This is a genomic window from Tardiphaga sp. 768_D3_N2_1 (assembly GCF_052076105.1).
Lineage (GTDB): Bacteria > Pseudomonadota > Alphaproteobacteria > Rhizobiales > Xanthobacteraceae > Tardiphaga.
Window position 1 is genome coordinate 303,604 of record NZ_CP197245.1, and the last position, 24,947, is coordinate 328,550.

General features: G+C 61.6%; 20 protein-coding genes. 7 read left to right on the forward strand and 13 right to left on the reverse strand.

Annotation, left to right across the window (positions count from 1 at the left end; genetic code table 11):
• Positions 1–76: 76 nt before the first annotated feature.
• Both phnD and phnC read right to left on the reverse strand, forming a co-directional pair.
• Positions 77–1,015 carry a phosphonate ABC transporter substrate-binding protein gene (gene phnD / locus AB8A27_RS01485; RefSeq protein ID WP_441240367.1) on the reverse strand — a complete coding sequence of 313 codons (939 nt, stop codon included), beginning with the start codon at positions 1,013–1,015 and terminating at the stop codon, positions 77–79.
• Between the two features lie 111 nt (positions 1,016–1,126).
• Positions 1,127–1,936: a phosphonate ABC transporter ATP-binding protein gene (gene phnC, locus AB8A27_RS01490; RefSeq protein WP_441240368.1), complete on the reverse strand. Its 810-nt coding sequence runs from the start codon at positions 1,934–1,936 to the stop codon at positions 1,127–1,129.
• Positions 1,937–2,160: 224 nt separating this feature from the next.
• Here phnC and AB8A27_RS01495 point away from each other — a divergent pair, with 224 nt between their 5' ends.
• The 3 genes from AB8A27_RS01495 to AB8A27_RS01505 all read left to right on the forward strand — a co-directional run bounded on the left by AB8A27_RS01495 (position 2,161) and on the right by AB8A27_RS01505 (position 4,777).
• Positions 2,161–2,811, forward strand: a complete 651-nt coding sequence (locus AB8A27_RS01495) for a chloramphenicol acetyltransferase (RefSeq protein ID WP_441240369.1) — start codon at positions 2,161–2,163, stop codon at positions 2,809–2,811.
• Positions 2,808–3,995: an alpha-D-ribose 1-methylphosphonate 5-triphosphate diphosphatase gene (locus AB8A27_RS01500; protein WP_441240370.1), complete on the forward strand. Its 1,188-nt coding sequence runs from the start codon at positions 2,808–2,810 to the stop codon at positions 3,993–3,995. Before AB8A27_RS01495 ends, AB8A27_RS01500 begins: the two co-directional genes overlap by 4 nt.
• 80 nt (positions 3,996–4,075) lie before the next feature.
• The gene (locus AB8A27_RS01505) at positions 4,076–4,777 is read left to right on the forward strand and encodes a DUF1045 domain-containing protein (RefSeq protein ID WP_441240371.1); all 702 of its coding nucleotides are present in this window, start codon (positions 4,076–4,078) and stop codon (positions 4,775–4,777) included.
• 4 nt (positions 4,778–4,781) lie between these two features.
• Here the strand turns inward: AB8A27_RS01505 and zigA are convergent, their stop codons facing one another.
• Both zigA and AB8A27_RS01515 read right to left on the reverse strand, forming a co-directional pair.
• Positions 4,782–5,993 (reverse strand): zinc metallochaperone GTPase ZigA, encoded by a 1,212-nt coding sequence (gene zigA / locus AB8A27_RS01510; protein ID WP_441240372.1) that lies wholly within the window; start codon positions 5,991–5,993, stop codon positions 4,782–4,784.
• Positions 5,994–6,174: 181 nt separating this feature from the next.
• On the reverse strand, positions 6,175–7,257 hold the full coding sequence (locus AB8A27_RS01515; protein WP_441240373.1) for a diguanylate cyclase domain-containing protein: 1,083 nt from the start codon (positions 7,255–7,257) through the stop codon (positions 6,175–6,177).
• Positions 7,258–7,724: 467 nt separating this feature from the next.
• Between AB8A27_RS01515 and AB8A27_RS01520 the strand changes: the two genes are divergently transcribed.
• Complete coding sequence (locus AB8A27_RS01520; protein WP_441240374.1) at positions 7,725–9,227, forward strand: sensor histidine kinase; 1,503 nt, start codon at positions 7,725–7,727, stop codon at positions 9,225–9,227.
• Between the two features lie 4 nt (positions 9,228–9,231).
• On the opposite strand, the gene ggt is transcribed toward AB8A27_RS01520, so the two are convergent.
• The 7 genes from ggt to AB8A27_RS01555 form a co-directional block, all read right to left on the reverse strand.
• Positions 9,232–10,809 carry a gamma-glutamyltransferase gene (gene ggt / locus AB8A27_RS01525; RefSeq protein ID WP_441240375.1) on the reverse strand — a complete coding sequence of 526 codons (1,578 nt, stop codon included), beginning with the start codon at positions 10,807–10,809 and terminating at the stop codon, positions 9,232–9,234.
• 336 nt (positions 10,810–11,145) lie between these two features.
• Positions 11,146–13,164: a primary-amine oxidase gene (locus AB8A27_RS01530; RefSeq protein WP_441244796.1), complete on the reverse strand. Its 2,019-nt coding sequence runs from the start codon at positions 13,162–13,164 to the stop codon at positions 11,146–11,148.
• Between the two features lie 73 nt (positions 13,165–13,237).
• A complete protein-coding gene (locus tag AB8A27_RS01535; protein ID WP_441240376.1) occupies positions 13,238–14,848 on the reverse strand; it encodes a dipeptide ABC transporter ATP-binding protein in 1,611 nt (536 codons plus the stop codon).
• Positions 14,845–15,735, reverse strand: coding sequence for an ABC transporter permease (locus AB8A27_RS01540; protein WP_441240377.1), 891 nt, complete (start codon positions 15,733–15,735; stop codon positions 14,845–14,847). Before AB8A27_RS01540 ends, AB8A27_RS01535 begins: the two co-directional genes overlap by 4 nt.
• Positions 15,732–16,682: an ABC transporter permease gene (locus AB8A27_RS01545; RefSeq protein WP_441240378.1), complete on the reverse strand. Its 951-nt coding sequence runs from the start codon at positions 16,680–16,682 to the stop codon at positions 15,732–15,734. Before AB8A27_RS01545 ends, AB8A27_RS01540 begins: the two co-directional genes overlap by 4 nt.
• A 4-nt stretch (positions 16,683–16,686) precedes the next feature.
• A complete protein-coding gene (locus tag AB8A27_RS01550) occupies positions 16,687–18,279 on the reverse strand; it encodes an ABC transporter substrate-binding protein (protein ID WP_441240379.1) in 1,593 nt (530 codons plus the stop codon).
• 35 nt (positions 18,280–18,314) lie between these two features.
• Positions 18,315–19,514, reverse strand: a complete 1,200-nt coding sequence (locus tag AB8A27_RS01555) for a serine hydrolase domain-containing protein (protein ID WP_441240380.1) — start codon at positions 19,512–19,514, stop codon at positions 18,315–18,317.
• A 206-nt stretch (positions 19,515–19,720) separates the two neighbouring features.
• On the opposite strand from AB8A27_RS01555, the gene AB8A27_RS01560 reads away from it, so the two are divergent.
• On the forward strand, positions 19,721–20,728 hold the full coding sequence (locus AB8A27_RS01560; RefSeq protein WP_441240381.1) for a helix-turn-helix domain-containing protein: 1,008 nt from the start codon (positions 19,721–19,723) through the stop codon (positions 20,726–20,728).
• Here AB8A27_RS01560 and AB8A27_RS01565 read toward each other — a convergent pair.
• Positions 20,725–21,747 carry an NAD(P)H-dependent flavin oxidoreductase gene (locus tag AB8A27_RS01565; protein WP_441240382.1) on the reverse strand — a complete coding sequence of 341 codons (1,023 nt, stop codon included), beginning with the start codon at positions 21,745–21,747 and terminating at the stop codon, positions 20,725–20,727. The genes AB8A27_RS01560 and AB8A27_RS01565 overlap by 4 nt on opposite strands.
• 296 nt (positions 21,748–22,043) lie before the next feature.
• Between AB8A27_RS01565 and AB8A27_RS01570 the strand changes: the two genes are divergently transcribed.
• Positions 22,044–22,466: a hypothetical protein gene (locus AB8A27_RS01570; protein ID WP_092139233.1), complete on the forward strand. Its 423-nt coding sequence runs from the start codon at positions 22,044–22,046 to the stop codon at positions 22,464–22,466.
• Between the two features lie 10 nt (positions 22,467–22,476).
• Here the strand turns inward: AB8A27_RS01570 and AB8A27_RS01575 are convergent, their stop codons facing one another.
• Complete coding sequence (locus tag AB8A27_RS01575) at positions 22,477–23,688, reverse strand: glycosyltransferase (protein WP_441240383.1); 1,212 nt, start codon at positions 23,686–23,688, stop codon at positions 22,477–22,479.
• A gap of 263 nt (positions 23,689–23,951) precedes the next feature.
• On the opposite strand from AB8A27_RS01575, the gene AB8A27_RS01580 reads away from it, so the two are divergent.
• Positions 23,952–24,890 (forward strand): LysR family transcriptional regulator, encoded by a 939-nt coding sequence (locus tag AB8A27_RS01580; RefSeq protein WP_068733475.1) that lies wholly within the window; start codon positions 23,952–23,954, stop codon positions 24,888–24,890.
• The last annotated feature ends 57 nt before the right edge of the window (positions 24,891–24,947 follow it).

Below are 24,947 nucleotides of genomic sequence, written 5' to 3' on the forward strand. Positions count from 1 at the left end.
TGCGGGCCTATCTGGGATCAGACACAGAAAAGGAGCCGGACCATTTCTGATCCGGCTCCCTTCAATGATCAGGCGATCAAGACGCCTTCTTCTTGCGAAGTGCGTCGACGAACTTGATCAGGTCGATGGTGGCGTCCCAATCCTTGGTGGTCGCGGCGTGGAAGCCCTTCTTCTGGCCGTCCGACAGCTTGTCGAATGCGGCCTTGTCCTTGATCGGCGCGTCGGTGAAGGCCTTGGCGATGGCAACCTTGAGCTCTTCCGGCAGGTCGGAGCTATAGGCATAGGGGCCGTTGATGATCGGGGCCGACTTGTGGATGATGCGGAAGTCTTCCTTCTTCATCGCCGAACCATCGGCATTCTTCAGCATGCCCTTGGTCAGCATCTGCTGCAGCGTCGAGTCGTTGTCGTTGGTCCACTGGTTGGCGGCGACATCGACGGTGCCCTGCGACAGCGCGAGCATCGCGTTTTCATGGCTGCCGGTGAACACGACCTTGCTGAAATAGGTGTCGGCATCGGAGATACCCATCTTGTCCAGCTCGAAGCGCGGCACGTTGTTGCCCGAGGTCGAGTTCGGATCGACCAGGCCGAGGTTCTTGCCCTTCAGATTGTCGACCGACTTGTAGGGGCTCGACGCCTTAACGAAGAATACCGAGTAGTAACCGGTCGAGCCATCGATGTTGATGTCGTTGGCAAAGGCATCGGTCTTGACGCCGGTGAGACGGGCGCGTGCGAACGAGGCCGAGCCGTAGCTTGCGATGTGGATGTTGCCGGAACGCTGACCTTCGATGACGGCTGCGTAGTCATTGGCGATACGCAGATTGACCTTCATGCCGAGCTCTTTCGACAGATAGGCGACGAACGGCGCCCAGCGCTCGGTGACGCCCGAGGCGTTCTCGGCGGGAACGACGGCGAAGGTCAGTTCCGGATACTTGGCCTTGTAATCCTGAGCCGAAGCCGAGGTAGCGGCGAAAGCCAGCGCGGCAGCGCTGAGCAGAATGGAGCGACGGTTGATCATGACAGTCCCTGTTTGATCTGAGGTGAAACTTTTTTCTTGGCAGAAGGCGCATCTATCGCGGCGATGCCATCGGTACGATGACGTCACCACGATACTTTCAACGCACGGCAATCACGCGACGGCAGCAACACCGTATTCGGGAACGCGGGTGGGCGTCGGCATATGCGCCGATCCCATCACCTCGTCGGCTTCGAGATCATAGAGTTCGCGAGCAATATGTTCGGTGAGCGCGGACGGCGCGCCATCGAACACGACGCGGCCGGCGGACATGCCGATCAGGCGATCGCAATAGGTGCGCGCCAGATCGAGCGAGTGCAGATTACACATCACGGTGATGCCGAAGTGCTTGTTGATACGCAGCAGCGCATCCATGACGATGCGGGTGTTGCGCGGATCCAGTGATGCGATCGGCTCGTCCGCGAGGATGATGTCGGGCTGCTGCACAAGAGCGCGGGCGATGGCGACACGCTGCTGCTGACCGCCGGAAAGCTGGTCGGCGCGCTGCGAGGCATATTGCGCCATGTCGAACTGTTCCAGCGCCGACATCGCCAGCGCACGGTCGTTCTCGGGCCACATCTGGGTGAGCGAGCGCCACTGCGGCATCTCGGCCAGACGGCCCATCAGCACATTGGTCAGTACGTCGAGACGGCCGACGAGATTGAACTGCTGGAAGATCATCGCCGAGCGCGCGCGCCACTTGCGCAGATCGCGCCCCTTGAGCGCAGTGACATCCACGCCATCGAACATGATGCGCCCATCGGTCGGCTCAGCCAGACGATTGATCATGCGCAGCATGGTCGACTTGCCGGCGCCGGAGCGACCGATCACGCCGACGAATGCGCCGGGCTTGATCTCGAACGACGCGTTATCGACGGCAGCCTTGGCGCCGAAACGGCACGTCAGCTTATCCACCACCAGCATGAGGCACTCCAATGACAATAGACATCGCCACCGGTAACGCCCGCGTTTAACAGTGATGTGACATGTGCCCTGCGCATACGGGTTATCGTCGTTGCGGGAAAAACACGCCCGAATTCATGCTGACGTCACGACACCGTCACGAAGCCGACCGAAGAGGTGCCCGCGCGCCAGCGCATATACTTATGTATCACCCACCGATTCCTCTTCCGTCGCACGAGCGTCACATGGCCGGCAAACAACTCTCGCTCACGCCAGCGGTCGATCCCACTGCCAAGCTCGTCGATACCAAGCTCGGCGCCTACACCGAAGTCGGCGCGCGCACGATCCTCCAGGAAGTGACAATGGGCGACTACTCATATGTCGTGAATGACGGCCAGATCACCTACACGACGATCGGTAAATTCTGCTCGATCGCGGCGATGATCCGGATCAATCCCGGCAACCACCCGATGCACCGCGCGACGCAGGCGCATTTCACCTATCGCGCCAGCGCCTATTTCCCCGGCGAGAGCGACGACGCAGACTTCTTTGCCTGGCGGCGCGAACATCCCTGCACCATCGGCCACGATGTCTGGCTCGGCCATGGCGCCATCGTGCTGCCCGGCCGCAAGATCGGCACTGGCGCGGTGATCGCCGCCGGCGCCATCGTGACCAAGGACGTCGCCCCCTATACGATCGTCGCCGGCAATCCGGCGCGACCGGTGCGGCGGCGATTTTCGGAAACTGTGGAAGACGGGCTGATGGAGCTCGCCTGGTGGGACTGGGAGCACGAGATGCTAAGACAGGCGCTGCCGGATTTCCGCAAGCTCCCGGTCGAGGATTTCCTGAGCAAGTATAAAGGCGTCAAGGCGCCCAAGCAGATGGCAGTGACATGACGGATATCTTCATCGATGGCGGACGCACTTTGCTCGGCCAGGACATCACCGAGACTTCGCTGCAGCTTACGGATGGCGTGATTGCCGACATCGGGTCGGATGCAATCCATGGCGCGCTCGGCCTCGATGCCTCCGATCTGCTGGTGCTGCCGGGTATCGTCGACCTGCATGGCGATGCCTTCGAGCGGCAGTTGATGCCGCGCCCCGGCGTCGACTTCCCGGTCGATGTCGCCTTGATCGACAGCGACCGGCAGGCCATCGCCAATGGCATCACCACGGTGTTTCACGGCACCACATGGTCCTGGGAGCCGGGCCTGCGCGGCGCGGAGAATGCCCGCAAGCTGCTGGACGCCATCGAGACGCTGCGGCCGAAGCTCGCTTCCGACACGCGCTTCCATCTGCGTCAGGAGACGTTCAATCTCGACGCGGAGGACGAGATCATGGGCTGGCTGAAGGCCGGCCGCATCGACCTCCTCGCCTTCAACGACCACATGGACCTCGCCGGGATCTCGAAGCCGGCGAAGCGCGCGCGGATGGTGGAACGCACCGGGCTCAGCAGCGATGCCTTCGACCAGCTGGTCGATCGCGTGCTGTCGCGCACTGATGAGGTACCGGCCTCGATCGCGCGTCTGGCCAAGGCGGCGAATGCCGCGGGTGTGCCGACGCTCTCGCACGATGACGCGACCCCTGCCATGCGCGGCGACTTCCGTCAGCTCGGCGTCAAAATCGCCGAATTCCCGATCAATGAAGAAACCGCGAAGGCCGCGGCTGCGGCCGGCGACTTCATCGTCTTCGGCGCGCCCAATGTGGTGCGCGGCGGCAGCCATACCGGCTGGACCAAAGCATCCGACATGATCGCCAAGGGCCTCTGCTCTATTCTCGCCTCCGACTATTATTATCCCGCGCAATTGCTGGCGGCCTTCCGGCTGGTCGAGGACGGCATCCTGTCGCTACCGCAGGCCTGGGCGCTGATCTCGTCCGCGCCGGCGAAAGCTGCCGGTCTCACCGACCGTGGCGAGATCGCCAATGGACGCCGCGCGGATCTCCTGCTCGTCGATGATAGCGTCGCAGTGCGCCCACGCATCGTCGCTGTGATCGCGCAGGGCAAGCTCGTGCATCTGACCGATGCCACAAGGCTTCAGCCGGCGCGCGCCATGCACCGCAAAGCTATTGCCGCGGCGTGAAGCGGCTCTCTCTTACTTGAGCATGATCGTTCCCGAAAAACCGGCCTCCACTTTTCGGGATCATGCTCTATGGTGCGGCCATGACTGAATTCCCGCGCTACGCGATCTATTACGCCCCCGATGCCAATAGTGCCCTTTCCCGCTTCGGCGCTGAAATCCTCGGCTACGATCCCTTCACCGGCAATGACATGCTGGTGCCTGCCGATCTCATTATGCAGGCGCCTGACTGGCCGGCTGTCATCAAGGACCCGCGCAAATACGGCTTTCACGCCACGCTGAAGGCACCGTTCTCGCTGGTGCCTGACAGCACCGAAGCCGACCTGATCGCGGCTTTCGATGACTTCGCCCGGATGCCCCGCACCATCCCGAAAATCTCGCCGGTGGTTCGTATCATCAGCGGCTTCACAGCTGTCGTGCCGGATGCGCCCTCCACTGAGCTCGCCGCATTGGCGCAGACCTGTGTCGAAGAATTCGAGGTGTTCCGCGCACCGATGACACCGGAAGATCGCGCACGGCGCAAACCGGAGAATCTGACACCGCGGCAGGTCGAGCACCTGGATCGCTTCGGCTACCCCTATGTGCGCGACGATTTCCGCTTTCACATGACGCTGACCGGCCGGCTTGCGCCCGAGCGCAGCACAGCGGTGCTGGCGATGTTGCAGCAGCGGTTCGCGACACTTGATCTCACATCTCTGCAGATCGACCGGATCGGCTTGTTTCGTCAGGCATCGGCCACGTCGCGCTTCCAGGTGCTGCGCCACGCGCCGCTGACGGCGATTTGACGCATCACGCAGATGCTATTTCATCGGCGCGTTTCCAAGCCGGAAACGGATCGGCGAGCTTGGCCCAGCCGGCGATATCCATGCCGGGCTTGCCGGGCACGAGGCAGGCGTCGAGCCGGCGGCGGATGTCACTCTCGTCCATGCCAGAACCGATGAAAACGATCTCCTGTCGCCGGTCGCCATAGATCTCGTTCCAGTTCTTCTTCAGCGACTGCCGCCAATACGGATCGTCCGGCCAACGATCGGCTGGAACATTGGCCCACCAGAAGCCCATCCCTTCGGTACGCACGATGGCGCCGGCCTGGCTGAGTTCGCCTACCCATTGCGGCCGCGTTGCCAGCCAGAAATGGCCCTTGCTGCGGATCACGCCGGCCCAGCTCTCGCGCAGGAAGGCCTGAAACTTCACGGGATCGAACGGCCGCCGCGCGCGATAGACGAAGTTCGTCACGCCGTATTCCTCGGTCTCCGGCACGTGTTCGGCGAAGCCATAGAGCTCCTTGTGCCAAAGCGGATGCTGCTGGGCCTTCTCAAAATCAAAGCGCCCGGTATCGAGCACGCGATCGAACGGCACATTGGCAAAATTCGCCTCGATGATATCGGCGTCGGGATTGAGCGCACAGATGATCTTGCGCGCGCTGTTGCATTGCTCAGGCGTGGCGTCATTGACCTTGTTGAGCACCACGACATCGGCGAATTCGATCTGCTCCACCAGCAGGTCCACCAATGTGCGCTTGTCACCGTCGAGCGCCTCGCCGCGATCCTGCAGAAAGTCGGTGGAGGAATAGTCCTTCAACAGATTCACCGCATCGACCACCGTCACCATGGTGTCGAGCTCCGCCACATCGGAAAGGCTATCGCCATTCTCGTCACGGAAATCGAAGGTCGCAGCCACCGGCAGCGGCTCTGCAATTCCGGTGGATTCGATCAGCAGGTAATCGAACCGCCGGCTCTCGGCGAGAGCCCTCACTTCCTTAAGCAGATCGTCGCGTAGCGTGCAGCAAATGCAGCCATTGGTCATTTCGACCAGCTTCTCATCCGTCCGAGACAGGTTGGCACCGCCATCGCGAACCAGGTCCGCATCGATGTTCACCTCGCTCATGTCGTTCACAATCACCGCCACCTTCAGGCCGTGACGGTTGTTCAGCACATGGTTCAGCAAAGTTGTCTTTCCAGCCCCGAGGAAGCCGGACAAGACCGTGACGGGGAGTTTTTGCATCGAGATCGAACAGTCTTTTGAGGGTATCGGACATGGGGCTCTTCTTATATGTAACGTTATAACATTACAAACGCGATGTCTGTCAACCCGCTCGCGCCGATCCTGTCGATGCGCTGTCAGCTTTTCTGATCTGCAGGAAATCTCATCTGGCGCGGGTCAGCCCACGCTCATTGCATCGACGCTAGCCTGCCCGTGCCATCGTCTCGGTATCCGCCGGTTTGGCAAAGGTCACACGGTTTCGACCGCTGGCTTTCGATGCGTAAAGAGCCCTGTCGGCAGCAGGTGTGAGGTCGCACGGATCGTCACCCTCGCGGCCGATGGCTATGCCGACGCTGGCACCAACCGTCAGTTCCAGATCGTCAATGACGAACGGCTCCGAGAGCGTCCGAATGATGCGGCGGCCCAGTAACATCGCTTCCTCGCGATTGCCGACGACGGATTGCACCACGACGAATTCATCCCCGCCCATGCGCACGGCGAAATCGCCGTCGCGCAGAATTCCGCTGAGCCGGCTCGCGACCGCCTGTAGCAGCGCATCGCCCACCGGATGGCCATGCACGTCGTTGACCTCCTTGAACCGATCGAGGTCAACGCTGTGAACGGCAATGAGACAGCCCGTCGCCCTGGCGCGTGCGGCGATGATCGCGAGACGTTCCTGAAAACCAAGCCGATTGGCCAGACCCGTCAGCGCATCGTGCCGTGCGAGGGTCGAGAATTCGTGCTTGAGCGAGATCTGCTCGATATTCTGCCGATAGATGAAACGCACGGTCTCGAAGCTGCCGAGCAGGAACGCGATCAGGATCACGGCATAGAAAGCCAGATTGCTATCGACGCGGGCCAGCGCCGAGAATGCTGTCGGCAAGGCAACCAGCATCAAGGCCGGCAGCGCGATCCCGGGGCGGACGGAAATCCGGCAGACGATGCCGGCCGCATAGCCGAAGACAAGCGCCGTTGCGAGGAGTTGATGCGCAGGATTCTTCGCCCAGAAAGTCGCCGCACCGAGCAGACCGATCAAACTCGCGAAGACATAGCTGCTCCACGCGTAAATCCGCTCCCATCGCTCGGCCGCGACGATGGTGAAGCTGCGTTGACCTTTGCTGCGATGATAGACGCCCTCGGTGGCCACGCGGAAGATCGTGACAATCGCTCCGGCTGCACTCAACCCGTAGAACCATGGATTTGCAGAACTAATGGCGACGTGACACGAGACGATGGCCAGCGTGAAGCCGGCAATCGAGAGTGGCACACGCGTCTGGAAGAGCATGTCAATGAGCTCAATCCGGACATGGTCCGGAACGCCTACGAAAATTGATTTCCAGAATCTGACCACGTCGCCTCTCCCCGAAGCACCCGATACCGCCAAAGTCTGAAATTTTCATCGGCGAACTCGCTCAAAATCTAACTGAGTTAATCGGTAGTTACCAAACGCACCGCTTGCCTCGTCACATTCACCGAACCTGCGGGCGAGACGGCTGACCCGACAACGCGCCAACTGGCCGTTTCGTTTGCCCGCTGACGACGCCAACCATCCCTTGTATCCCTTGGCGCCTGCACTCCCAGCGTCCTTTTACTGCCGCCATTAGCGGTCCTTAGGCGTTTCAAACGTCCCACTTTCTGGTAGATGAAGCCGTCCCGGCGACCAGCCGAACGACATTCCCCCAGATATCCACGCGACCCGCCGCCAGATCTCTGGCGCCGATTGAGTGCAGACGACCGGGCACAGCTGGCCTCATGAACGACCTGTTGATCAAATTCGGTCTGCGCTTCGAGAACGCTGAACAGGAAGCAAGCTTTGTCCGAAGCTTTGCGCTCGGAGAGCTTCGCCGCGCCCAGGCGGCGATGGTGCTCGGTGCAATCGTCTATTGCGCTTTCGCGATCTGGGACCGGATTCTCGACCCCCTCGTATGGACCACGACATTCGCGATCCGCGCCACGGTCGCTGCCATCGTTCTGCTTCCCCTCACCGCGGCGCTGTTTCTGCCGCGTGCACACCGCTGGGCCGAGCCGATCTATCTGCTCTATTGCGTCGTGCCAGGCTGTGTCCTCAGCATCATCTATCTGTTCATCGATCGCGGCTTCGAACATTCCACGGCCGGAATGATCATCGTGATCCTGTTCGTCTCGACGCTGCTGCCGCTTCGCCTCCCCGCACTGACGGTTTTCTGCATCACCACATGGGCGTGCTTCATCTATTGCCAGACCTTTGCGACCTATCTGACGGACGGCCTGCGCTTCATCAACAATTTCGAGATCGGCTTTGCCTATGTGCTCTCGCTTTATGCGGTCGGTGCACGGGAATTTCAGGCGCGGCGTCAGTTCCAGACATCGCAAGCGCTGCAGGATGAGAAAGAGCGCTCCGTTGCCGCGCTGGTTGAACTGCAGAATACGCAGGGACAGCTGGTGCAAGCCGAGAAGCTGGCGTCACTCGGTCAGCTGGTCGCCGGTGTCTCGCATGAAGTCAGCACGCCGCTTGGCGTCGCCTTGACCACGGCGACAGTCCTCGAAGGCGAGCTGAAGGTGCTGACCGCCACGATCGAATCCGGTCAGGTACGGCGCTCCACGCTCACGCGGAGCATTGCGCGGCTCAGCGAAGGCATGAAGCTGCTGTTCGACAATCATCGGCGGGCTGCGGACCTGGTCCATAGTTTCAAACAAGTCGCAACCGACGAAGCCAGCCAGGAACGCCGCGCATTCGAGATGCGTGGCTGGCTTGGCGAAGTCATGAGCACGCTGCAGCCGCTGCTCGACCGCAGAGGCCACACGATTCGCGTGATATGCGAGGACGGCATCGTGGCGGACACCTATCCCGGTGCCCTCGCGCAGGTTATTCGAAATCTAGCGCTGAATGCAGCAGTCCATGGCTTTCCCGACGGCCGCGCCGGCGCGATCGAGCTTGCCGTCTCGCGGCTGGACGATGGCAACATGCGCGTCGTCGTGGCCGACAACGGCGACGGCATTCAGCCTGACGATCTGCCAAAAGTTTTCGATCCGTTTTTCACGACACGGCGCGACAAAGGCAGCACCGGCCTCGGCCTGCACATCGTCTTCAATCTGGTCGTATCGACCCTGAAGGGGCAAATCGATCTGGCAAGTGAGCCGCGGCAAGGCACACGGTTCACACTGGACTTGCCGCTGGATCCCGAGAACCCGGGCTCACCGGCGTCGAAGACCCGCGAATTTCAGATCGGTCGTGGCGCGACGGGGACCGAAGCCCGCCATCGCGCCATGTCGTGATCGATCAGAAACCGAGCGCCATGCCGTCCTTGCGGTGATCCGAGGCGCCGAGCAATACGCCCCGCTGATAATCGATCTGGATCGCCTGTGCGCCGCCGATGCCGGCATCCATCATCTGCAGCTTGTGGCCACGCGCCGCAAGTTCGTTGCGCACCGCCTCCGGGATCGTGTTTTCGACCTGCAGTACGTTGTTGGTCGCAAACGAGCGCGCCGCCTCGGCCGCTTCCTGGATGTCCATCTTCAGATCGAGCACATTGGAGACATACTGCGCATGGCCGGTGGCCTGATAGTGGCCGCCCATCACGCCGAACGGCATCACCGCGCGGCCATCCTTCATCAGCATGCCCGGAATGATCGTGTGCATCGGCCGCTTGCGCGGACCGAGCGAATTCACATGGCCCGGCTTGGCGCGGAAGCTCCAGCCACGGTGATGCAGCAGCACGCCCGACTTCTTCGCATAGATGCCGCTGCCGAAGGGGCCGAACAGCGAATTGATCAGCGACACCGCATTGAGGTCGCGATCGACCACGGTGAGATACACCGTGTCCTTATGGATGACGGAATCCCACTCCTCTTCCGGCGACGCTTTCTTCATGTCGATCTTGGCGCGGAGGTCGCCGATGAACTTGTCGGACAGGAAACGCTCGACATCGGTCTTCGCAACAGCCGGATCGCAGAAATAGGCATCGCGGGTGCGATAGGCCGCCTTAGTCGCTTCGGCCAGCACGTGGATACGGTCAGCCTCGCTCAGGTTCTTGATGTCGTAGCCGGCAAGGATGCGCAGGATCATTAGCGCGGCGAGGCCCTGTCCATTGGGCGGACATTCGGTGACGTCATAGCCCTGATAATTGGTCGCAATCGGCGTCACATAATCGGAACGCTGCTCGTTGAAATCATCGGCCTCATGCGCGCCGCCGACGGCGCGCAGCGTGGTGATGATGTCGTCGGCCACCTGACCCTGGTAGAAACCGTTGCGACCCTCGCGCGCGACCCGGCGGAGCGTGGCAGCAAGCGCCGGCTGGACGCGCTTGTCGCCGACCGCGGGGGCATGACCACCCGGCAGGTACTGCGCGGTCGCGTCGGGATGCAGTTCCAGCTTGCGGCGCCATTTGGCCCAGTCGGCGGACACGCGCGGCGTGATGAGGAAGCCGTTCTCAGCGGCATCGATGGCCGCGGCAAACACATCGGCCAGCGGCTTCGAGCCATGATCCTTGCTGAGCGTGCACCATGCATCGATGGCGCCGGGCACTGTGACGGTTTCGACGCAAGTCTCGGGAATGTCGCGGGCGCCGGACGCCGCATATTTCTCGGAATCGATCTTGGCCGGGGTGCGACCTGAGCCGTTCAGCGCGATCGGCGCGCCGCCCTTCGGCGAATAAAGGGCGAAACAGTCGCCGCCGATGCCGGTCATCGCAGGATCGGCCACACATTGCACAGCAACCGCCGCCAGCGCTGCATCGATGGCATTACCGCCCGACTTCAGCATCTCCACCGCCGCCAGCGTCGCCAACGGATGCGAGGTTGCAGCCATCCCATGCTCGGCAACGGCAACGGAACGGGCGACGGCCATGAAATCACGCATGAAAATCCTCTATCGGTATGAAGCAGCCACACGCGTATCGCGCGATGAGGCAGGAGAGATGCGCTCGAGCGCCGAGCAGATCGGCCCCCAGGCGCGCAGGGATGCTGTGTGGTTTAGCGTGTGAATCGACAGCGCGGTAGCCGTTAGCGCAATAATGATACCGGCAGTTGCCATCGCCACCGCAATATCGCATCGCAACCCAGCCGTGCACATCAACGAACAATGCCCGTGGGGTGTGCGGCCTGCCCGCATCCGCCTGATCAGCGCGGCGCCGGGCAATGCAGCGAACAGGGCCAGGAGACAGCAGATCATGTTGCGTTCCTCCTGGCCCTGACCTCAGGACTTGTGGCAGCAAGAGCTGGCGACGGCTCTCGCCGGCGCATCGGCGCTCAGCACGCTGCGGCCGTTTCGCTCCGGTGCGATATCCTGCGCCGGATTGGCCGCGAAGAAGCCGTTCGGCTTCAGCATGAAGCCGGCATATTCCACCGGCATCACCGGGAAATCCTCGGGCTTGCAGACATGGGTGTGACCGAATGAGTGCCAGAGCACGATGTCGGTGTTCTCGATATTGCGATTCTGCTCGATGTAACGCGGCAGGCCGTCGCCGCCGGCATGGACGTTCGGGTAATCGCCACTGGCGTATTTTTCGGCAGGATCATAGGCCGTGACCCAGACATGCTTGGTGGCGAAACCGCCGCGCTTGCGCACGAAGCTGCCTTCCTGCGCCAGCATCAGCGGACTCGGCATCACGGAGAGCTTGTAACCGGTGGGATTGCCGACGCCGTTCTTGCTGTTCGGGTTGGTGACCTTCCAGTAACGGCCGCTCTGTCCGTCTGCGATCGCCGCCGCATCGCGCTCGCGGGACAGCGTGCGGCTCTTGAGGTCGAACGCATTGCCATGCGGATTGTCGGTACCCCACGGACGCTGCGCAAATTCGTGCTCGGTCACGGTGTTGCCGCCGCCGTCGAGATCCATATGCATGCGGACATTGAAAAAGTGTTGGTGCGTTGGGCCGCCCAAGTTCTCGTCGACCATGCCGCCCCAGGCATATTTCTGGCCGGGCGCAACTGCCGCCGTCTGGATGATGCCGGTGAGCTTGGCCTCAAGCTGGATCGTGCCGTCCTGATAGAGATACCAGTAGAAACCGTAGTCGTAGTTTCCAACCGTAGCAAAGAAGCTGATGACCAGACGTCGCGAGCGGCGTACTTCGAACAGCCCGTTGCGGAACTCATAGTGCTTCCAGAGGATGCCGTAATCCTCTTCATGCATGCACACGGCGTTCTTCATCGTGAACGGCTTGCCCTGCTCGTCGGCTGCCGGGATATCGAAATAGTGGATGTTGCCGAGGCAGTCGCAGCCCAGCTCCAGTGCGTTGGTGAGCATGCCGAGACCGTATTCGCCAGCATCGAAGGCCGACTTCCAGTAATGGTTCGCGCTCGGGTCGGCGTAAGGCACCACCATTTCGGTGACGCTGGCGCGGTGGATGATGGAGCGTTTCTTGTCACCGTCCTGATAGGCAAGCTGGTTCAGCACCAGCCCTTCGCGCGGCGTAAAACCAACGCGAAAACTCCACTTCTGCCACTCCACGTTCCAGCCATCGACCTTGAAACTCGGCCCCTCCGGCTGCTCGATATTCAGCGGCTTGATGTCGGTGCGCGGAGTGGTGTTCTCGTGGGCGCCATAATTGCGTTTCTTCTTCGGAATCGGAATGACGACTTCGTCGTCGAGCAGATCCACCACCTTTTGATGGATCAGATCGACGACCGCCACCACGCCCTCGACTGGATGGGCATAGGCATTGTCCTTGATATCCTCGCGGAAGAACGTGACGGCGCGCACGATGCGGCGGCCGCGCTCGAAATCGCGATCGAAAAAGCCCGACGAGAACGGATCGACCTGCGCCATCTCCATGTCCTTGTCGGACATGCCACGGCGGCGCATCGCATTGCGCCAGCCCTCATCGGATTTGACGATCTGTTCGCACAGCATGAACTCGCCGATCATCACCGGCGGCTGGCCGTAAGGCGCTTCGGAATTCGGCAGTAACTTGGTGCCGACGATCTTGCTGGCGGTCAGATCGACGATGTATTCGGTCGATGCGCCGGTTTCCGAGTCCAGCACCACGATGAAGGCGAGGCGCGGAAGCGGCGTGCCACTGGCATAGGCGCGCAGATCGGCCTTGCTCGGCTCTTCCAGCCGCACGATGGGAAAGCGCGCACGCACCGATAGCTTGGCATCACTCTTCACGAGATCGCAGGCCGCACCGATTTCATCGAGCGACAGCGGGTTGAGCGGATGGAATGGCACTGGCGCAGCCGTCGGCTGGACGGTCGCATCGCTCTCGATCTTGGTCATGACCGTCATAGGCAGAACTCCTGAAGGCGCTTGGCGCCGCGAGGGATTGGAAAGCGTCGAGGGTTAAGGGCATTCATTGGAGACGCTCGCGACCGGGAGCCGCCGAGAACAAGGCTTGCGTGTAAGGGTGTTGCGGGTTGTCGAAGATGTCGGCGGTCGGACCGTTTTCGACGATCTCGCCGGATTTCATCACCATGATGCGGTCGCAGAGTTCACCGGCGACGCGCAGGTCGTGGGTGATGAACAGCATGGCGAGGCCAAGCCGGCTGCGCAGATCGGCGAACAGTTTGAGTACCTGCGCCTGCACGGTGACGTCGAGCGCCGAGACGGCTTCATCGGCGATCAGAATCTGCGGCTCCGAGGCCAATGCGCGCGCGATACAGATGCGCTGGCGCTGGCCGCCGGAGAATTCATGCGGAAAGCGATCGAGTATCTGGGAGTCCATGCCGACGAGCTCCAGCAAGGTCGCCACTCTGGCGCGCGCTGTTTCGGGCGTCGCACCGAAATTGACGACGCCTTCAATCAGGGACCGCCCGACCGACAGGCGCGGATTCAGTGACCGATACGGATCCTGGAATACGACCTGAATGTAGCGGCGATGGGGACGCAGCGTCTCGTTGGACGCGCGGGCGATATCGGTGCCGAGCAGGCTGATCTGGCCTGATGTCGGCTTCATCAACCGCGACACGCAACGCGCCAATGTCGACTTGCCGGAACCGGATTCCCCGACCACGCCGAGGATTTCGCCGCGACCGAGCGTGAACGCGGCTTCCCTGACAGCTTGTGTCACCCTGCCCCGGCCGAAGAAGCCGCGATGACCATAGGTCATCTTCAGCGCCTTCACTTCCAGCACTGCCGGCGATGGCTCGCGAAGCTCGGGAGTCCTGCGAATGCCCTTGGGCACGGAATCGATCAACAGGCGCGTATAGGGCTGCGCGGGATTCTTCAGAACGGCATCGGCGCTCCCGCTTTCGACAACGACGCCCTTCTGCATCACCACCACCTGATCGGCGATATCGGCGACGACGCCGAAATCGTGGGTAATGAACAGAACGCCGATATTCTTGCGCTTCACTAGGTCCTTGATCAGTACCAGGATCTGTTTCTGCGTCGTCACGTCGAGCGCCGTAGTCGGCTCGTCGGCGATCAGAAGGATCGGTTCAAGCAACATCGCCATGGCGATCATCACGCGCTGGCGTTGACCGCCGGAGAGCTGATGCGGATAGGCCTGCATCATCTGCGCGGCGTTCGGCAGCAGCATATCCTCCAGCGCGGCCAGAACGCGCCTATCGACTTCGGCTTTCGGATGTCGCTCTACGGAATGCCATTCGATGAGCTCGGCAAGCTGCTCACGCACGGTCATGACCGGGTTGAGCGCCGTCATCGGCTCCTGGAAGATCATGCCGATGCGGCTGCCACGCAATGCGCGCATCCGGTCGTCCGTGGCGCCGATCAATTCCTCCCCGAGCAGCTTGATCGAACCAGCCACCGGCTTCAGTCCTTCAGGAAGCAAGCCCATCACACTGAAGGCCGTCACGGACTTGCCCGAACCGGATTCACCGACAACGCAGACGATTTTGCCTGATGGCACCGTGACGTTGATATCCCTGACGATGCCGCGACCGTCGGCATCATGCATCAACCCGACCGCGAGACCCGAGACATCGAGAACCAACTCGCTCATTTGACGCCTCCCACCGAACGCGCCAGACGGGGATCGAGCATGTCACGCAACCCGTCGCCGAGCCGATTGATGCCGAGCACGGTGAGCGCAATGCAGATACCGGGGAACAGCATCAGGCCTGGCCTGACCTGAAAATATAGCCGCGCGTCGGCCATCATGTTACCCCAGCTCGGAATCTCGTCGGGCATGCCGATGCCGAGGAAAGACAGTGAGGCTTCGATCAGGATCGCGGACGAGGCGATATAGGTCGCCTGCACGATCAGGGGGGCGAGAATGTTTGGGACGATGTGCCTGATCACCAGCACCGGCAACCGTGTGCCCATGCTGACCGCAGCCTCGACATAGGCCTCCTCGCGTACGGTGAGCACCACGCTGCGCACCATGCGCGCCACGCGGGGAATTTCGGGAATAGCGATAGCGATGCAGATGGTGACGAGATTGGCGCCGAGCCCACCGATCAGCGCGATGGCCAGCAGGATCGCGGGGATCGCCATCATGCCATCCATCATGCGCATCAGCACATTATCGATCCAGCGCACCATGCCGGCGATCAGGCCGAGCGCGCTGCCGGCAATGACGGCAATGATAGCCACTACCGCGCCGACGATCAGCGACACGCGGCTCCCATAGATTAGCCGGCTCCAGATATCGCGGCCGAGGTTGTCGGTGCCGAGCCAGTTGACCGCGCTCGGCGGACGCAGCCGCAATCGCGGTTTGAGCGCAGCCGGATCCACAGTCCACAAGACGCTGGCAAAGATCGCGACCAGTGCAAGCAGGACAAGAACGCCGAGGCCGAACAGGATAGTTCGGTTGCGCAACAGCTTGCGGGCGGAGCTCCACACATCGACGGGCGAAGATGCGGGCGCGATGACGGTCGTGGCGGTCATTGTGCGCTGATCCTCGGGTCGAAGAAGGTATAGCTGATATCGACCAGGAGATTGATCGCCACATAGGCGCCGCCGAACACCATGATGATGCCCTGGATCACCGGATAGTCACGCGCCAGAACCGAGTCGACAGTGAGACGACCGAGGCCGGGCAGATTGAAGACGCTCTCGGTGACGACAACCCCACCGATCAGCAGCGCCACTCCGATACCGACGATGGAGACGATCGGCACTGCCGCGTTGCGCAACGCATGTTTGAACACGACGATGCGCTCTGGCAGACCCTTGGCCCGCGCTGTGCGGACGAAATCTTCATTCAGGACTTCAAGCAGGCTGGTGCGCGCGACGCGGGCGATCAGCGCGACGTAAACAAGGCTCAGTGTCAGCGTCGGCAGTGCAAGGTGCCAGAGGAAGACGCCGAGGCCCGCGGACAGCGGTGCGTAACCCTGCACGGGGAACAATCCCAGCTGCATCGACAGCAGATAGATCCAGAAATAGCCGATCGCGAAGGTCGGCACAGCGAAGCCGGTGACCGAGGTCCACATGGCAAAGCGGTCGAGCCAGCCGCCACGACGCCAGGCCGCGAATACGCCGATCGGCACGCCGACGAGCACCGAGAAGACGATCGTGGTGATCGACACCGAAAGTGTCGGCCCGATGCGTTGCGCGATCAGCGTCGAGACCGGCTGGTTGGAGACAATCGATATCCCCAGATCGCCCTGTAGCAGTCGCCACAGCCAGTGCAGGAACTGCACCGGCAGGGGCTGATCCAGGCCGAGCCGCGCGCGGATCGCCGCAATGGCTGCCGGATCGGCATTGTCACCCGCGAGCTGCGCGGCGGGATCGCCGGACGAGAAGCGCAAAAGCAGGAACGCGATCAGCGCGACCACCGCGAGCACGGGGACGACCGATATGGAGCGCTTCAGGAGGACGCCGGCGACTGCCATGACGTTATGCCGTCTTCTCGACGTTCCAGAACAGCGGCGCAGGAGCGTGGACGATGTTCTTCAGCGCTTTGCTGTGGGACACCGGCTGACGAAACTGGCCGCCCGGTATATGCGTCATCACGTCATAGGCGCGCTTCTGGATTGCTTCGGCGACCGTCTTCTGGGCGTCGGCCTCAGGCTCCAGCGCGAATTTGTTGCGCAGGCTTTCGATCTCGGCGTCCTCCGGCCAGCCGAAGAAGCCGCCGTTCTTCCCGCGGGTGTCGAGTACGGTGCTGGCCAGCGGGTTCATCAGCTCAGTCGTGGTGGTGACCCAATGGGTCATCGACCAGCCGCCATTGGCGGTCGAATCCTGCTTGACGCGGCGCGCCAGCACCGAGCCCCAGTCCATGGTCTGCACTTCGACATTCATGCCGATGGCACGGAGCTTCTGCGCGGTGACGGTGCTGGAGCCGGACAGCAACGGCGAGTCCGTGCCTTGCAGCATCACGACCTTCTCTCCCTTGTAGCCGCCCTTCTTCAGGAGATCCTTGGCACGTGCGATATCCGGCTTGGTGTTCCAGCCAACCTCACTCGCCAGCGGCGTGGTGACGCCGAACATTGCGGCAGAAGCCTGATAATATTCGGGATTGCCGACCTGCGCATCGAGCCAGTCGGCCTGGTCGCTCGCATACATCACGGCCTGCCGGATTTCCTGCTTGTTGAACGGCTCCGTGAGCCAGTTCATGCGCACCACCGACATGAAGCCAAGTGGATTGTAGTCGGCGACGGTCACGTCCTTTGCAGCAATCAGCGACGGCAGGATGTCGTGCGGCGCAGCCTCGAGAAAATCGATCTCCTTGTTGATCAGCGCATTCGCCGCCGTCTGGAAGTCCGGCATGCTGATCCATTCATAGCGATCGATCTTGACTATCTTGCCGCCAGCGAGACCATCGGATGGCTCGTCGCGCGAAACGTAATCAGGATTGCGCTCATAGACGGCGCGGCTCCCCGGACGAAACTCCGACGCGATAAAGCGGAATGGCCCGGAGCCAACGAATTCCGCGACCGGCTGGTCCGGCGCCTGCGCGGCAAGGCGGGCCGGCATGATGAAGGGCATGATGCTGGACGGCTTGGCCAGTGTCTGCAGCACCTGCCCGTAGGGGGACTTCAGCACCATCTGGAATGTTCGCTCGTCGACGGGCTTCAGCTCCGCGACGAAACCCATCATCCGCGAGCCCATGGTGTCGCGCTTGGCCCAGCGCTGCAGCGACGGGATCACGTCGGCCGACGTCACCGGCGCGCCATCATGAAACTTCAAGCCCGAGCGCAGCCTGAACGTATAGGTCAGCTTGTCGGCAGAGACCTCATAGGCCTCCACCATCTGCGGCCGGACCTGGAATTTCGAATCGGTGGAGAACAGCGTGTCATAGATGTTCAGGCCGTGGTTGCGGCCGGTCCATGCGGTGTTGATCAAGGGATCGGTGGCACGCAGCGGCGCGTGCATGACGGCGCGGATGACCTTGCTTGATTGTGCGCGCGCGATGCGCGGCATCATGCCTGCGGCAAGACCCGCGGCACCGGCCTTGAGCAACGAGCGACGGCTGAAATCACTGAACATGGCGGTCTCCAGGCAATGAGGGTGATGCGAAAACGTCAGACGGAAGATTTGGACAGCGCCTCGCCGATGGCGCGGAACGCCGCAAGCCAGCGGTGGTCGATGGCGATATCCATCGGCTTTGGTTGTGCCGCGACCTTGACGATCACCGTATCGGTGGTGGGGTCGATGTAGACCCACTGGCCATGGATGCCGACGGCGGCCAGATCGAGCCGCGCGGGATCGACCGTGTACCAGCAGGCGCGATAGCGGCCGCTCGGGAAGACGAAGGCGAGATCGCCATTCGCCCAGGCCTGAGTATCCCCGTTGAGATGGATATCGTCGATCCAACTGCCGGGCACCACCTGCGTGCCGTTGGCGAGACCGCGATTGCGGATCATCTCGCCGAAGCGCCCGAGATCACGCACTGTCGCGCAAACGCCGCCAGCAGAACGTGACGCGCCATGGGTATCGAGCGTGATATAGGCGTCGTCCTCGGCGCCCATCGGCGCCCAGATGTAATCGGACAGGATTTGCGCATAGGGCTTGCCACAGGCCTTCTCATAGACCCAGCCCAGCACGTCGGTATTGGTCGACACATAGTGAAACACCTTGCCATGCGGTCCACCATTCGGCCGCAGCGTCGCGAGGAAGCTGCGTTGATCGCCCTGCGCGGTACCGTTCGGCAGCACGTCCCAGCCATTACAGAGACGATACTTGACGACGTCGCCTTCCGGATCGTCGTAGTCCTCGTCGAATTTGATCGCGACCGTCATGTCGAGCAGGTTGCGGACCGTGCAGCTGCCATAGACTGACGCCGCGACTTCCGGAACGTAATGCGTGACCGGCTTATCGGGATCGAGCAGACCGCGCTCGACGAGAATGCCGCCCAATGTGCCGCAAATCGACTTGCTGACCGAGCACACCAGATGAGGCGTATGCGGGGTCATGCCCTCGCCGTACCATTCGCTGACGATCTTGCCGTGCTGCATCACCAGCAATCCGTCGGCATAGGTCTGCGCCAGCGTTTCGGCGACCGTCGTCTGTTTTCCGTCGGCGATAAAGGCCACCTTGGCGAGATCGCGAACCGACGAGGTCAAGACGCTCGGCCTTGAGGAGCGTCGGATATCCGCCGTCGGCAGCACCTGCCGCGTATTGCGAAAGCTCCACTGGCTGTACGGATAATTCCGCCAGTTGAACCGGGTTACCAGCGCTTCGGCCGCAGGAGGCGCCCCCTTCATGACGTCACTTGGCTTCATCTCGACCTCGTACGGCACCGCAGCATGATGGCGAGCGGCTGTTGCGGGCTGCTCGGATGCGTGATCATCGGCGGAGGTCAATTTGGCCGTTATCAAGAATCGGCAATTCTTCGGAGAATCAGCACATGCCTTTCCGGCTGGACTGGCATAGGCTTTGCTTAAATTGACGATTGCACATCGATTGGTCGGCCAAGAGTGGGTCCAGCATGCTGTTGTCTCCTGATGTCTCCGCTGGTGGAAGCGCTGCAATAGCTACGGATTCCTGGCTATTCGACGCCGCAAGCGATGACGTCGATACGCATTGCGCCAATCTCGGCCGCTGGCGGCTGGACTACGATCAAATCAGCAGCGGCGCTTTTCGCGGCACTTTCACCGAGGTACGGCTCCCCGGACTTCAGGTGTTCAGGGAAACCACGAGCCAGAAAGTGCGGCAATACGGGCTGCTCGGCACCGACAGTTTCGGCATCGCGCTACCGTGGAACACCCAGACCGATATCAACTTCAACGGTGGCTGCATGTCGCCGGGCAATGTGATCGCGTGCTTCGACGCGGAAGTCGACATGTGCACGCCGCCGGAATTCGAATTGCGCGGTGTGGTGATGGACGCCGCGCTGATGGAAAAAACGCTGGCGGCCTTGCAGATCGAATTGCCTGACGGCCTCTGGCACCAGTTGAGAGAACTGAAGACGGACCCCGATTCCATCGACCGGGTCCGGCAGTTGCTGGTCTATGTGCATCAGATCGTCGCCGAGACACCGCAGATTCTGGACGACATCGCCGCGCGTCAGCACCTCGAAGACAATTTGCTGTCGGAGATCATTGATCTGTTGCCGACGCTGCAGCCCTGCGACGACCTGCGCGGCGGCAATGCACGCAAGCGTCTGGTCGAACGTGCCTGCGCCCTGATGCTCGCCCGGCCGGATGAGCCCATGTCGATCCTCGACGTCTGCAAGGGTGTCGGCGCCAGCCGCCGCAAGCTCAACTACTGTTTCCAGGACGTGCTCGGCAGCAATCCGATCCACTATCTTCGCGCCGTCCGGCTCAACCGCGTCCGCCGCGAGCTGAAGCAATGCACCGATGAACAGATCGGCGTGTATGATATCGCCGTGAAATGGGGTTTCTGGCACTTCAGCCAGTTCTCGCTCGACTACAAGCGCCACTTTGCGGAATTGCCGTCCGAAACCTTGCGCCGGGCGCGGATGCTCCACTCCTAGCGCCCCGGCCCCGCGAGTGAACGGCGCGGCGCCGAGCGCGCAGTCTCATATTCATCGCGCGTGCGGGCGACCAGCGTCGCTACGGGCTCGATTGCAGCAACGCCTGAGACAGAGTGGCCTGCGCTCCAGACGTCGCGCCATCGCTTGACCCCGGACGTCGCTTGCCGGCCATAGAGCGCATCGGCGCGTTCTTTGGTCATGTCCGTCGGCAGATCTTTCGGATCAAGGCCCGCGGCGACAATGGAAGGAACCAGCGTATTGGTTTCCAGGCCGGTGAAGGCCCGTGACAGCAGGACATCGTCGAGCTCGGACGTGACGAGCATCTGCTTGTACTCGTCCACCGCCATGCTCTCCTCGGTGGCAATGAACTTGGTGCCCATATAGCTGAGATCACAGCCGAGCACCTCGGCGGCAAACACCGCCCGCCCGTCCGACACGCCGCCGGCCAGCACGACCGGCCCCTCCCAGAACGAGCGAACCGCGCGGACGAAGGAAAAGCCGTTGACCCAGCCGGTCTGCCCGCCAGCACCCGCTGTCAGCAAGACGAGGCCGTCGACCCCCGCCGCAATGGCCTTCTTCGCATGACGGATCGAGGCAACATCGGCAAACACCATACAGCCTGCCTCATGCAGCGGACCGACGACCGCATCCGGCGGTCCGACGCTGGTGATCACCATCTCGCAGCCATGCCGGATCACCGTCGCCAGATCATCCTGCAAGGTCTCGCGACGCATGATGAGATTCGGGCAGAACGGGGCGTCGTCCGGCCCGAGCACGCCGAGAATGCGGGCTATCCAGTCATAGAGCTCGTCGTCGGTTCGGCAATTGGCCGTTGGAAACGAACCGATCACCCCAGCCTTGCACGCGGCAATGACAAGTTCCGGGCCTGACACGCAAAACATCGGCGCCGCGACCAAAGGCACCGAGAGCCGCGGCCGGATTGCTTCCGCAAAACGCGCGGCACTCGCTTTACCACTGGGGTCGTTGATCGCGCGGCGGTCACCCGAAGGCAGCGGCATCTGTTTCCATCCCTCTCATTTTTCAGGAGGATAGCCGGAATTCTCCGGCGGCCGCTATGAGCCGGACGGAATGTCCGGCATGACGCGGCTATTCCGCGGGCGATGCCATCCCGTGCTCATGCGCCTGGCCATTTTCGTCCTTCTCGCGGCCTGAGCGCCGTCGCGATGACCATGCCGCCCGCGACGGCGCAGGAGGCCCGATAACCCATCCGATTTCTTAACCGATTGATCACCATAGTCGGCCAAGCTGCGCCATTGCGCGGCATGCCGCTGCGCGCGCTTGGACCGGATACGGCATGTTCCAGATGTTCCTGCGGGCCCGTGCCCAGAACTATCTTCGCAGCCTTGTCGGCGAGCGTGAATTCAGGGCGCGCTCCGCCGAGCGCGATGCCGAGACTGATCGCGAGCGGCTGGATTTCGTCCTTTCGGCCCTCGATAGCGCGCTCAGCAATGCCGAAGCCGAGCAGGCCGGCCTCACCCGGCGCGTCGACGATGTGCTGGCGCGCGCGGCTGTGACCTTCGGCAATGGGGACGACGAGTATCTGACGCGGGAGAAGCTCGACAGCGATCACCTCGACCTGTTCGAGACCGAAATTTCAAACGGCCAGCGCCGTTTGCGCGACCTTGCTGTCAGCATCTCCCATTTCAAGTTCCTGAGAACCGCCATGCTGTCGCGGTTTCCGGATTACAAGGCCCCCGCGTCGCGGACACCATCGTAACGGCAGGCGCCTATTCGCTTCGGGCGGAATCCTTGGCATCGCTCCAGCGCCGCTTGAAGCCCGCCGGATCCGGCGAACCACCATCGCGATTGCGCCGCCGCTCACCACTGAATGTCCGCATGTGATCGTTCACGAACGACGTCAGCTCGTTGCGGAAACGCTCAGCCGAGAATTTCTCGGCTTGCATCCGGCAGTCGGCACGCGAAAACGAGCTTTCATTCGCCACGAAGGCACGGACGCATTCCGCAATCGCTTTCGGTTCATTGGAATCGAAAAACATGCCGGTACGCAATTCGGGAGAGGCTGAGACCGTCTCGCGCGCACCGCCACGGCCGAATGCCAGAACCGGCGCGCCCTCGGATTCCGCTTCGACAACGATGATCCCGAAGTCTTCCTCGGCGGCAAAAACGAAGGCACGCGCCGTCGCCATCAATTCGCGCAGCTTCTCATCGCTGACGAAACCGACAAATGTCACGTTCGGACCGGCGATCGCCTTCAATCGCTCCGCATCCGGGCCATCACCGGCGACGATCAGCTTCTGATCCGGCAGTTCGGCAAAGGCCTGGATCACGGCTTCGATCTTCTTGTAGGGCACCAGACGACTTGCCGCGAGGAAGTGGTCCCCGATCGGCAGATCAGCCGGCAGCTTCGACATGGTCACCGGCGGATAGATGACCTTGGCGTCACGGCCATAGACCTTCTTGATCCGCTTGGCGACGAAATTGGAATTCGCCAGCATGGCATCCGGTCCATGGGCCGTGCGCACGTCCCAGATCCGGATCCGGTGCAGCAGCGCCCGCGCCAGCGCGCTCTTGATGCCGGCGGTATAGCCGCTTTCATTCAGATAAGCGTGCTGCAAATCCCACGCATAACGCATCGGCGAATGCACATAGGACACGTGAAGCTGGTTCGGGCCGGTGATCACGCCCTTGGCCACCGCATAACTGCTGGAAATAACCAGGTCGTAGCCCGACAGATCGAACTGCTCGATCGCGATCGGCATGAGTGGCAAATATGACCGATGACGTTTGCGGATGAACGGCATCTTTTGCAGGAAGCTGGTACGCGCCTTCTTGAAGCCAATCTTGGCGCGATCTTCCGGCGTCAGCACGTCGAACAGCGTGAACACATCCGCTTCCGGATAGCACTGCAATATCTCGCGCAGCACCTGTTCGGCACCGCCCAGCGTGTAGAGCCAATCGTGGACGACAGCGACGCGCATAGGACCTCAACGGCGAAAACGACGAATGTGGACTGGCCTGAAAATAGACCAACGCGCCCCTTCTACAATCCACTCCTACAACTTGCGTTAATTCGATTGCGAACTGTCGGTAAAAATTGAATCAATTCAGATGTGTTCTGATAACCTCTGGGAAGATGCTACCCGGTTTTCCGGACGTGGTCGGCACCATATCCATCCAGGGCAGACCAGCGCGCGTTCTGGTGCATCATCCGCACCGTTCAGCATAACGAGAGTTTTTGCGCATGATGACGTTACGCCAGGTTGAAGTGATCCGCGCCGTCATGGTGACGGGCACCATTGGCGGCGCTGCCAAACTCCTGAACGTGTCCGCGCCCGGCATCAGCCGCCTGGTCAAATACACCGAGAAGTCGCTTGGCATCCGCTTCTTCCAGCGCCAGAACGGACGCTACTTCCCGACGCCTGAAGCGCAGAATATTTTCGAGCAGATCAACGGTGTCTACAAGAAAGTCGACGATCTCACCGAGATTATCTCCAAAATTGGCCACGGAACGCTGTCGGAACTACGCATCGGATCGGTTCCCAGTATCTCGCAGGTGATGGTGCCGCGCGCCATCGAACAGGTGCGGCGTCGTTATCCCGGCCTGCGGATCGACATCAACATTCTCAAGCTTGAGGAGGCGATCGACTATCTGCTGCTCGGTCGCGGCGACTGCGTCGCCATGAGCTATCGGCTCGAACATCCCGGGCTCGACTTCATGCCGCTGGCATCCGGCGAACTGTTCTGCATCGTGCCGGAGGGACACGAACTCGCAGGGCGCAAGCAGGTGTCGGCCAAGGAGATCATCCGATATCCCCTCATCGGCATCGATCCCAACGATCCGTACGGCCGGATCATGGCGGAGATCTTCGCCCGCAATAAACTCAAATACGACATCACCATCCGGGCGAGATTTGGCACCACGGTCTGCGCCCTGGTGAAGGCGGGGTTGGGCATCGCGGTCATCGACCAGTTCACGGTGGCCCATGGCGGCTATCCCGGCGTCGAGGTGATCCGCATCGTCGAACCCACCCGGTTCGATACCTATGTCGCCGTGAAACGCGGTGCCCCGCTGTCACTGCATATCGAGCATTTCATCGACTGCCTGCGCACCGAGATGCGCGCGGTCGGCTCTCACAAAATTGCTGCTGCAAAGCCGGCCTCGCGCGTCCGTAAAAAATAACATCATGTTATGTTTGTTGTATAACAGGGTAATTGTGTTAGATCGCCGCCGCGCTAT

Coding starts and splice junctions, on each gene's coding strand:
- phnD (WP_441240367.1), bottom strand. CDS start 1,015: ATGATCAACCGTCGCTCCATTCTGCTCAGCGCTGCCGCGCTGGCTTTC.
- phnC (WP_441240368.1), bottom strand. CDS start 1,936: ATGCTGGTGGTGGATAAGCTGACGTGCCGTTTCGGCGCCAAGGCTGCC.
- AB8A27_RS01495 (WP_441240369.1), top strand. CDS start 2,161: ATGGCCGGCAAACAACTCTCGCTCACGCCAGCGGTCGATCCCACTGCC.
- AB8A27_RS01500 (WP_441240370.1), top strand. CDS start 2,808: ATGACGGATATCTTCATCGATGGCGGACGCACTTTGCTCGGCCAGGAC.
- AB8A27_RS01505 (WP_441240371.1), top strand. CDS start 4,076: ATGACTGAATTCCCGCGCTACGCGATCTATTACGCCCCCGATGCCAAT.
- zigA (WP_441240372.1), bottom strand. CDS start 5,993: ATGCAAAAACTCCCCGTCACGGTCTTGTCCGGCTTCCTCGGGGCTGGA.
- AB8A27_RS01515 (WP_441240373.1), bottom strand. CDS start 7,257: ATGCTCTTCCAGACGCGTGTGCCACTCTCGATTGCCGGCTTCACGCTG.
- AB8A27_RS01520 (WP_441240374.1), top strand. CDS start 7,725: ATGAACGACCTGTTGATCAAATTCGGTCTGCGCTTCGAGAACGCTGAA.
- ggt (WP_441240375.1), bottom strand. CDS start 10,809: ATGCGTGATTTCATGGCCGTCGCCCGTTCCGTTGCCGTTGCCGAGCAT.
- AB8A27_RS01530 (WP_441244796.1), bottom strand. CDS start 13,164: ATGACCAAGATCGAGAGCGATGCGACCGTCCAGCCGACGGCTGCGCCA.
- AB8A27_RS01535 (WP_441240376.1), bottom strand. CDS start 14,848: ATGAGCGAGTTGGTTCTCGATGTCTCGGGTCTCGCGGTCGGGTTGATG.
- AB8A27_RS01540 (WP_441240377.1), bottom strand. CDS start 15,735: ATGACCGCCACGACCGTCATCGCGCCCGCATCTTCGCCCGTCGATGTG.
- AB8A27_RS01545 (WP_441240378.1), bottom strand. CDS start 16,682: ATGGCAGTCGCCGGCGTCCTCCTGAAGCGCTCCATATCGGTCGTCCCC.
- AB8A27_RS01550 (WP_441240379.1), bottom strand. CDS start 18,279: ATGTTCAGTGATTTCAGCCGTCGCTCGTTGCTCAAGGCCGGTGCCGCG.
- AB8A27_RS01555 (WP_441240380.1), bottom strand. CDS start 19,514: ATGAAGCCAAGTGACGTCATGAAGGGGGCGCCTCCTGCGGCCGAAGCG.
- AB8A27_RS01560 (WP_441240381.1), top strand. CDS start 19,721: ATGCTGTTGTCTCCTGATGTCTCCGCTGGTGGAAGCGCTGCAATAGCT.
- AB8A27_RS01565 (WP_441240382.1), bottom strand. CDS start 21,747: ATGCCGCTGCCTTCGGGTGACCGCCGCGCGATCAACGACCCCAGTGGT.
- AB8A27_RS01570 (WP_092139233.1), top strand. CDS start 22,044: ATGTTCCAGATGTTCCTGCGGGCCCGTGCCCAGAACTATCTTCGCAGC.
- AB8A27_RS01575 (WP_441240383.1), bottom strand. CDS start 23,688: ATGCGCGTCGCTGTCGTCCACGATTGGCTCTACACGCTGGGCGGTGCC.
- AB8A27_RS01580 (WP_068733475.1), top strand. CDS start 23,952: ATGATGACGTTACGCCAGGTTGAAGTGATCCGCGCCGTCATGGTGACG.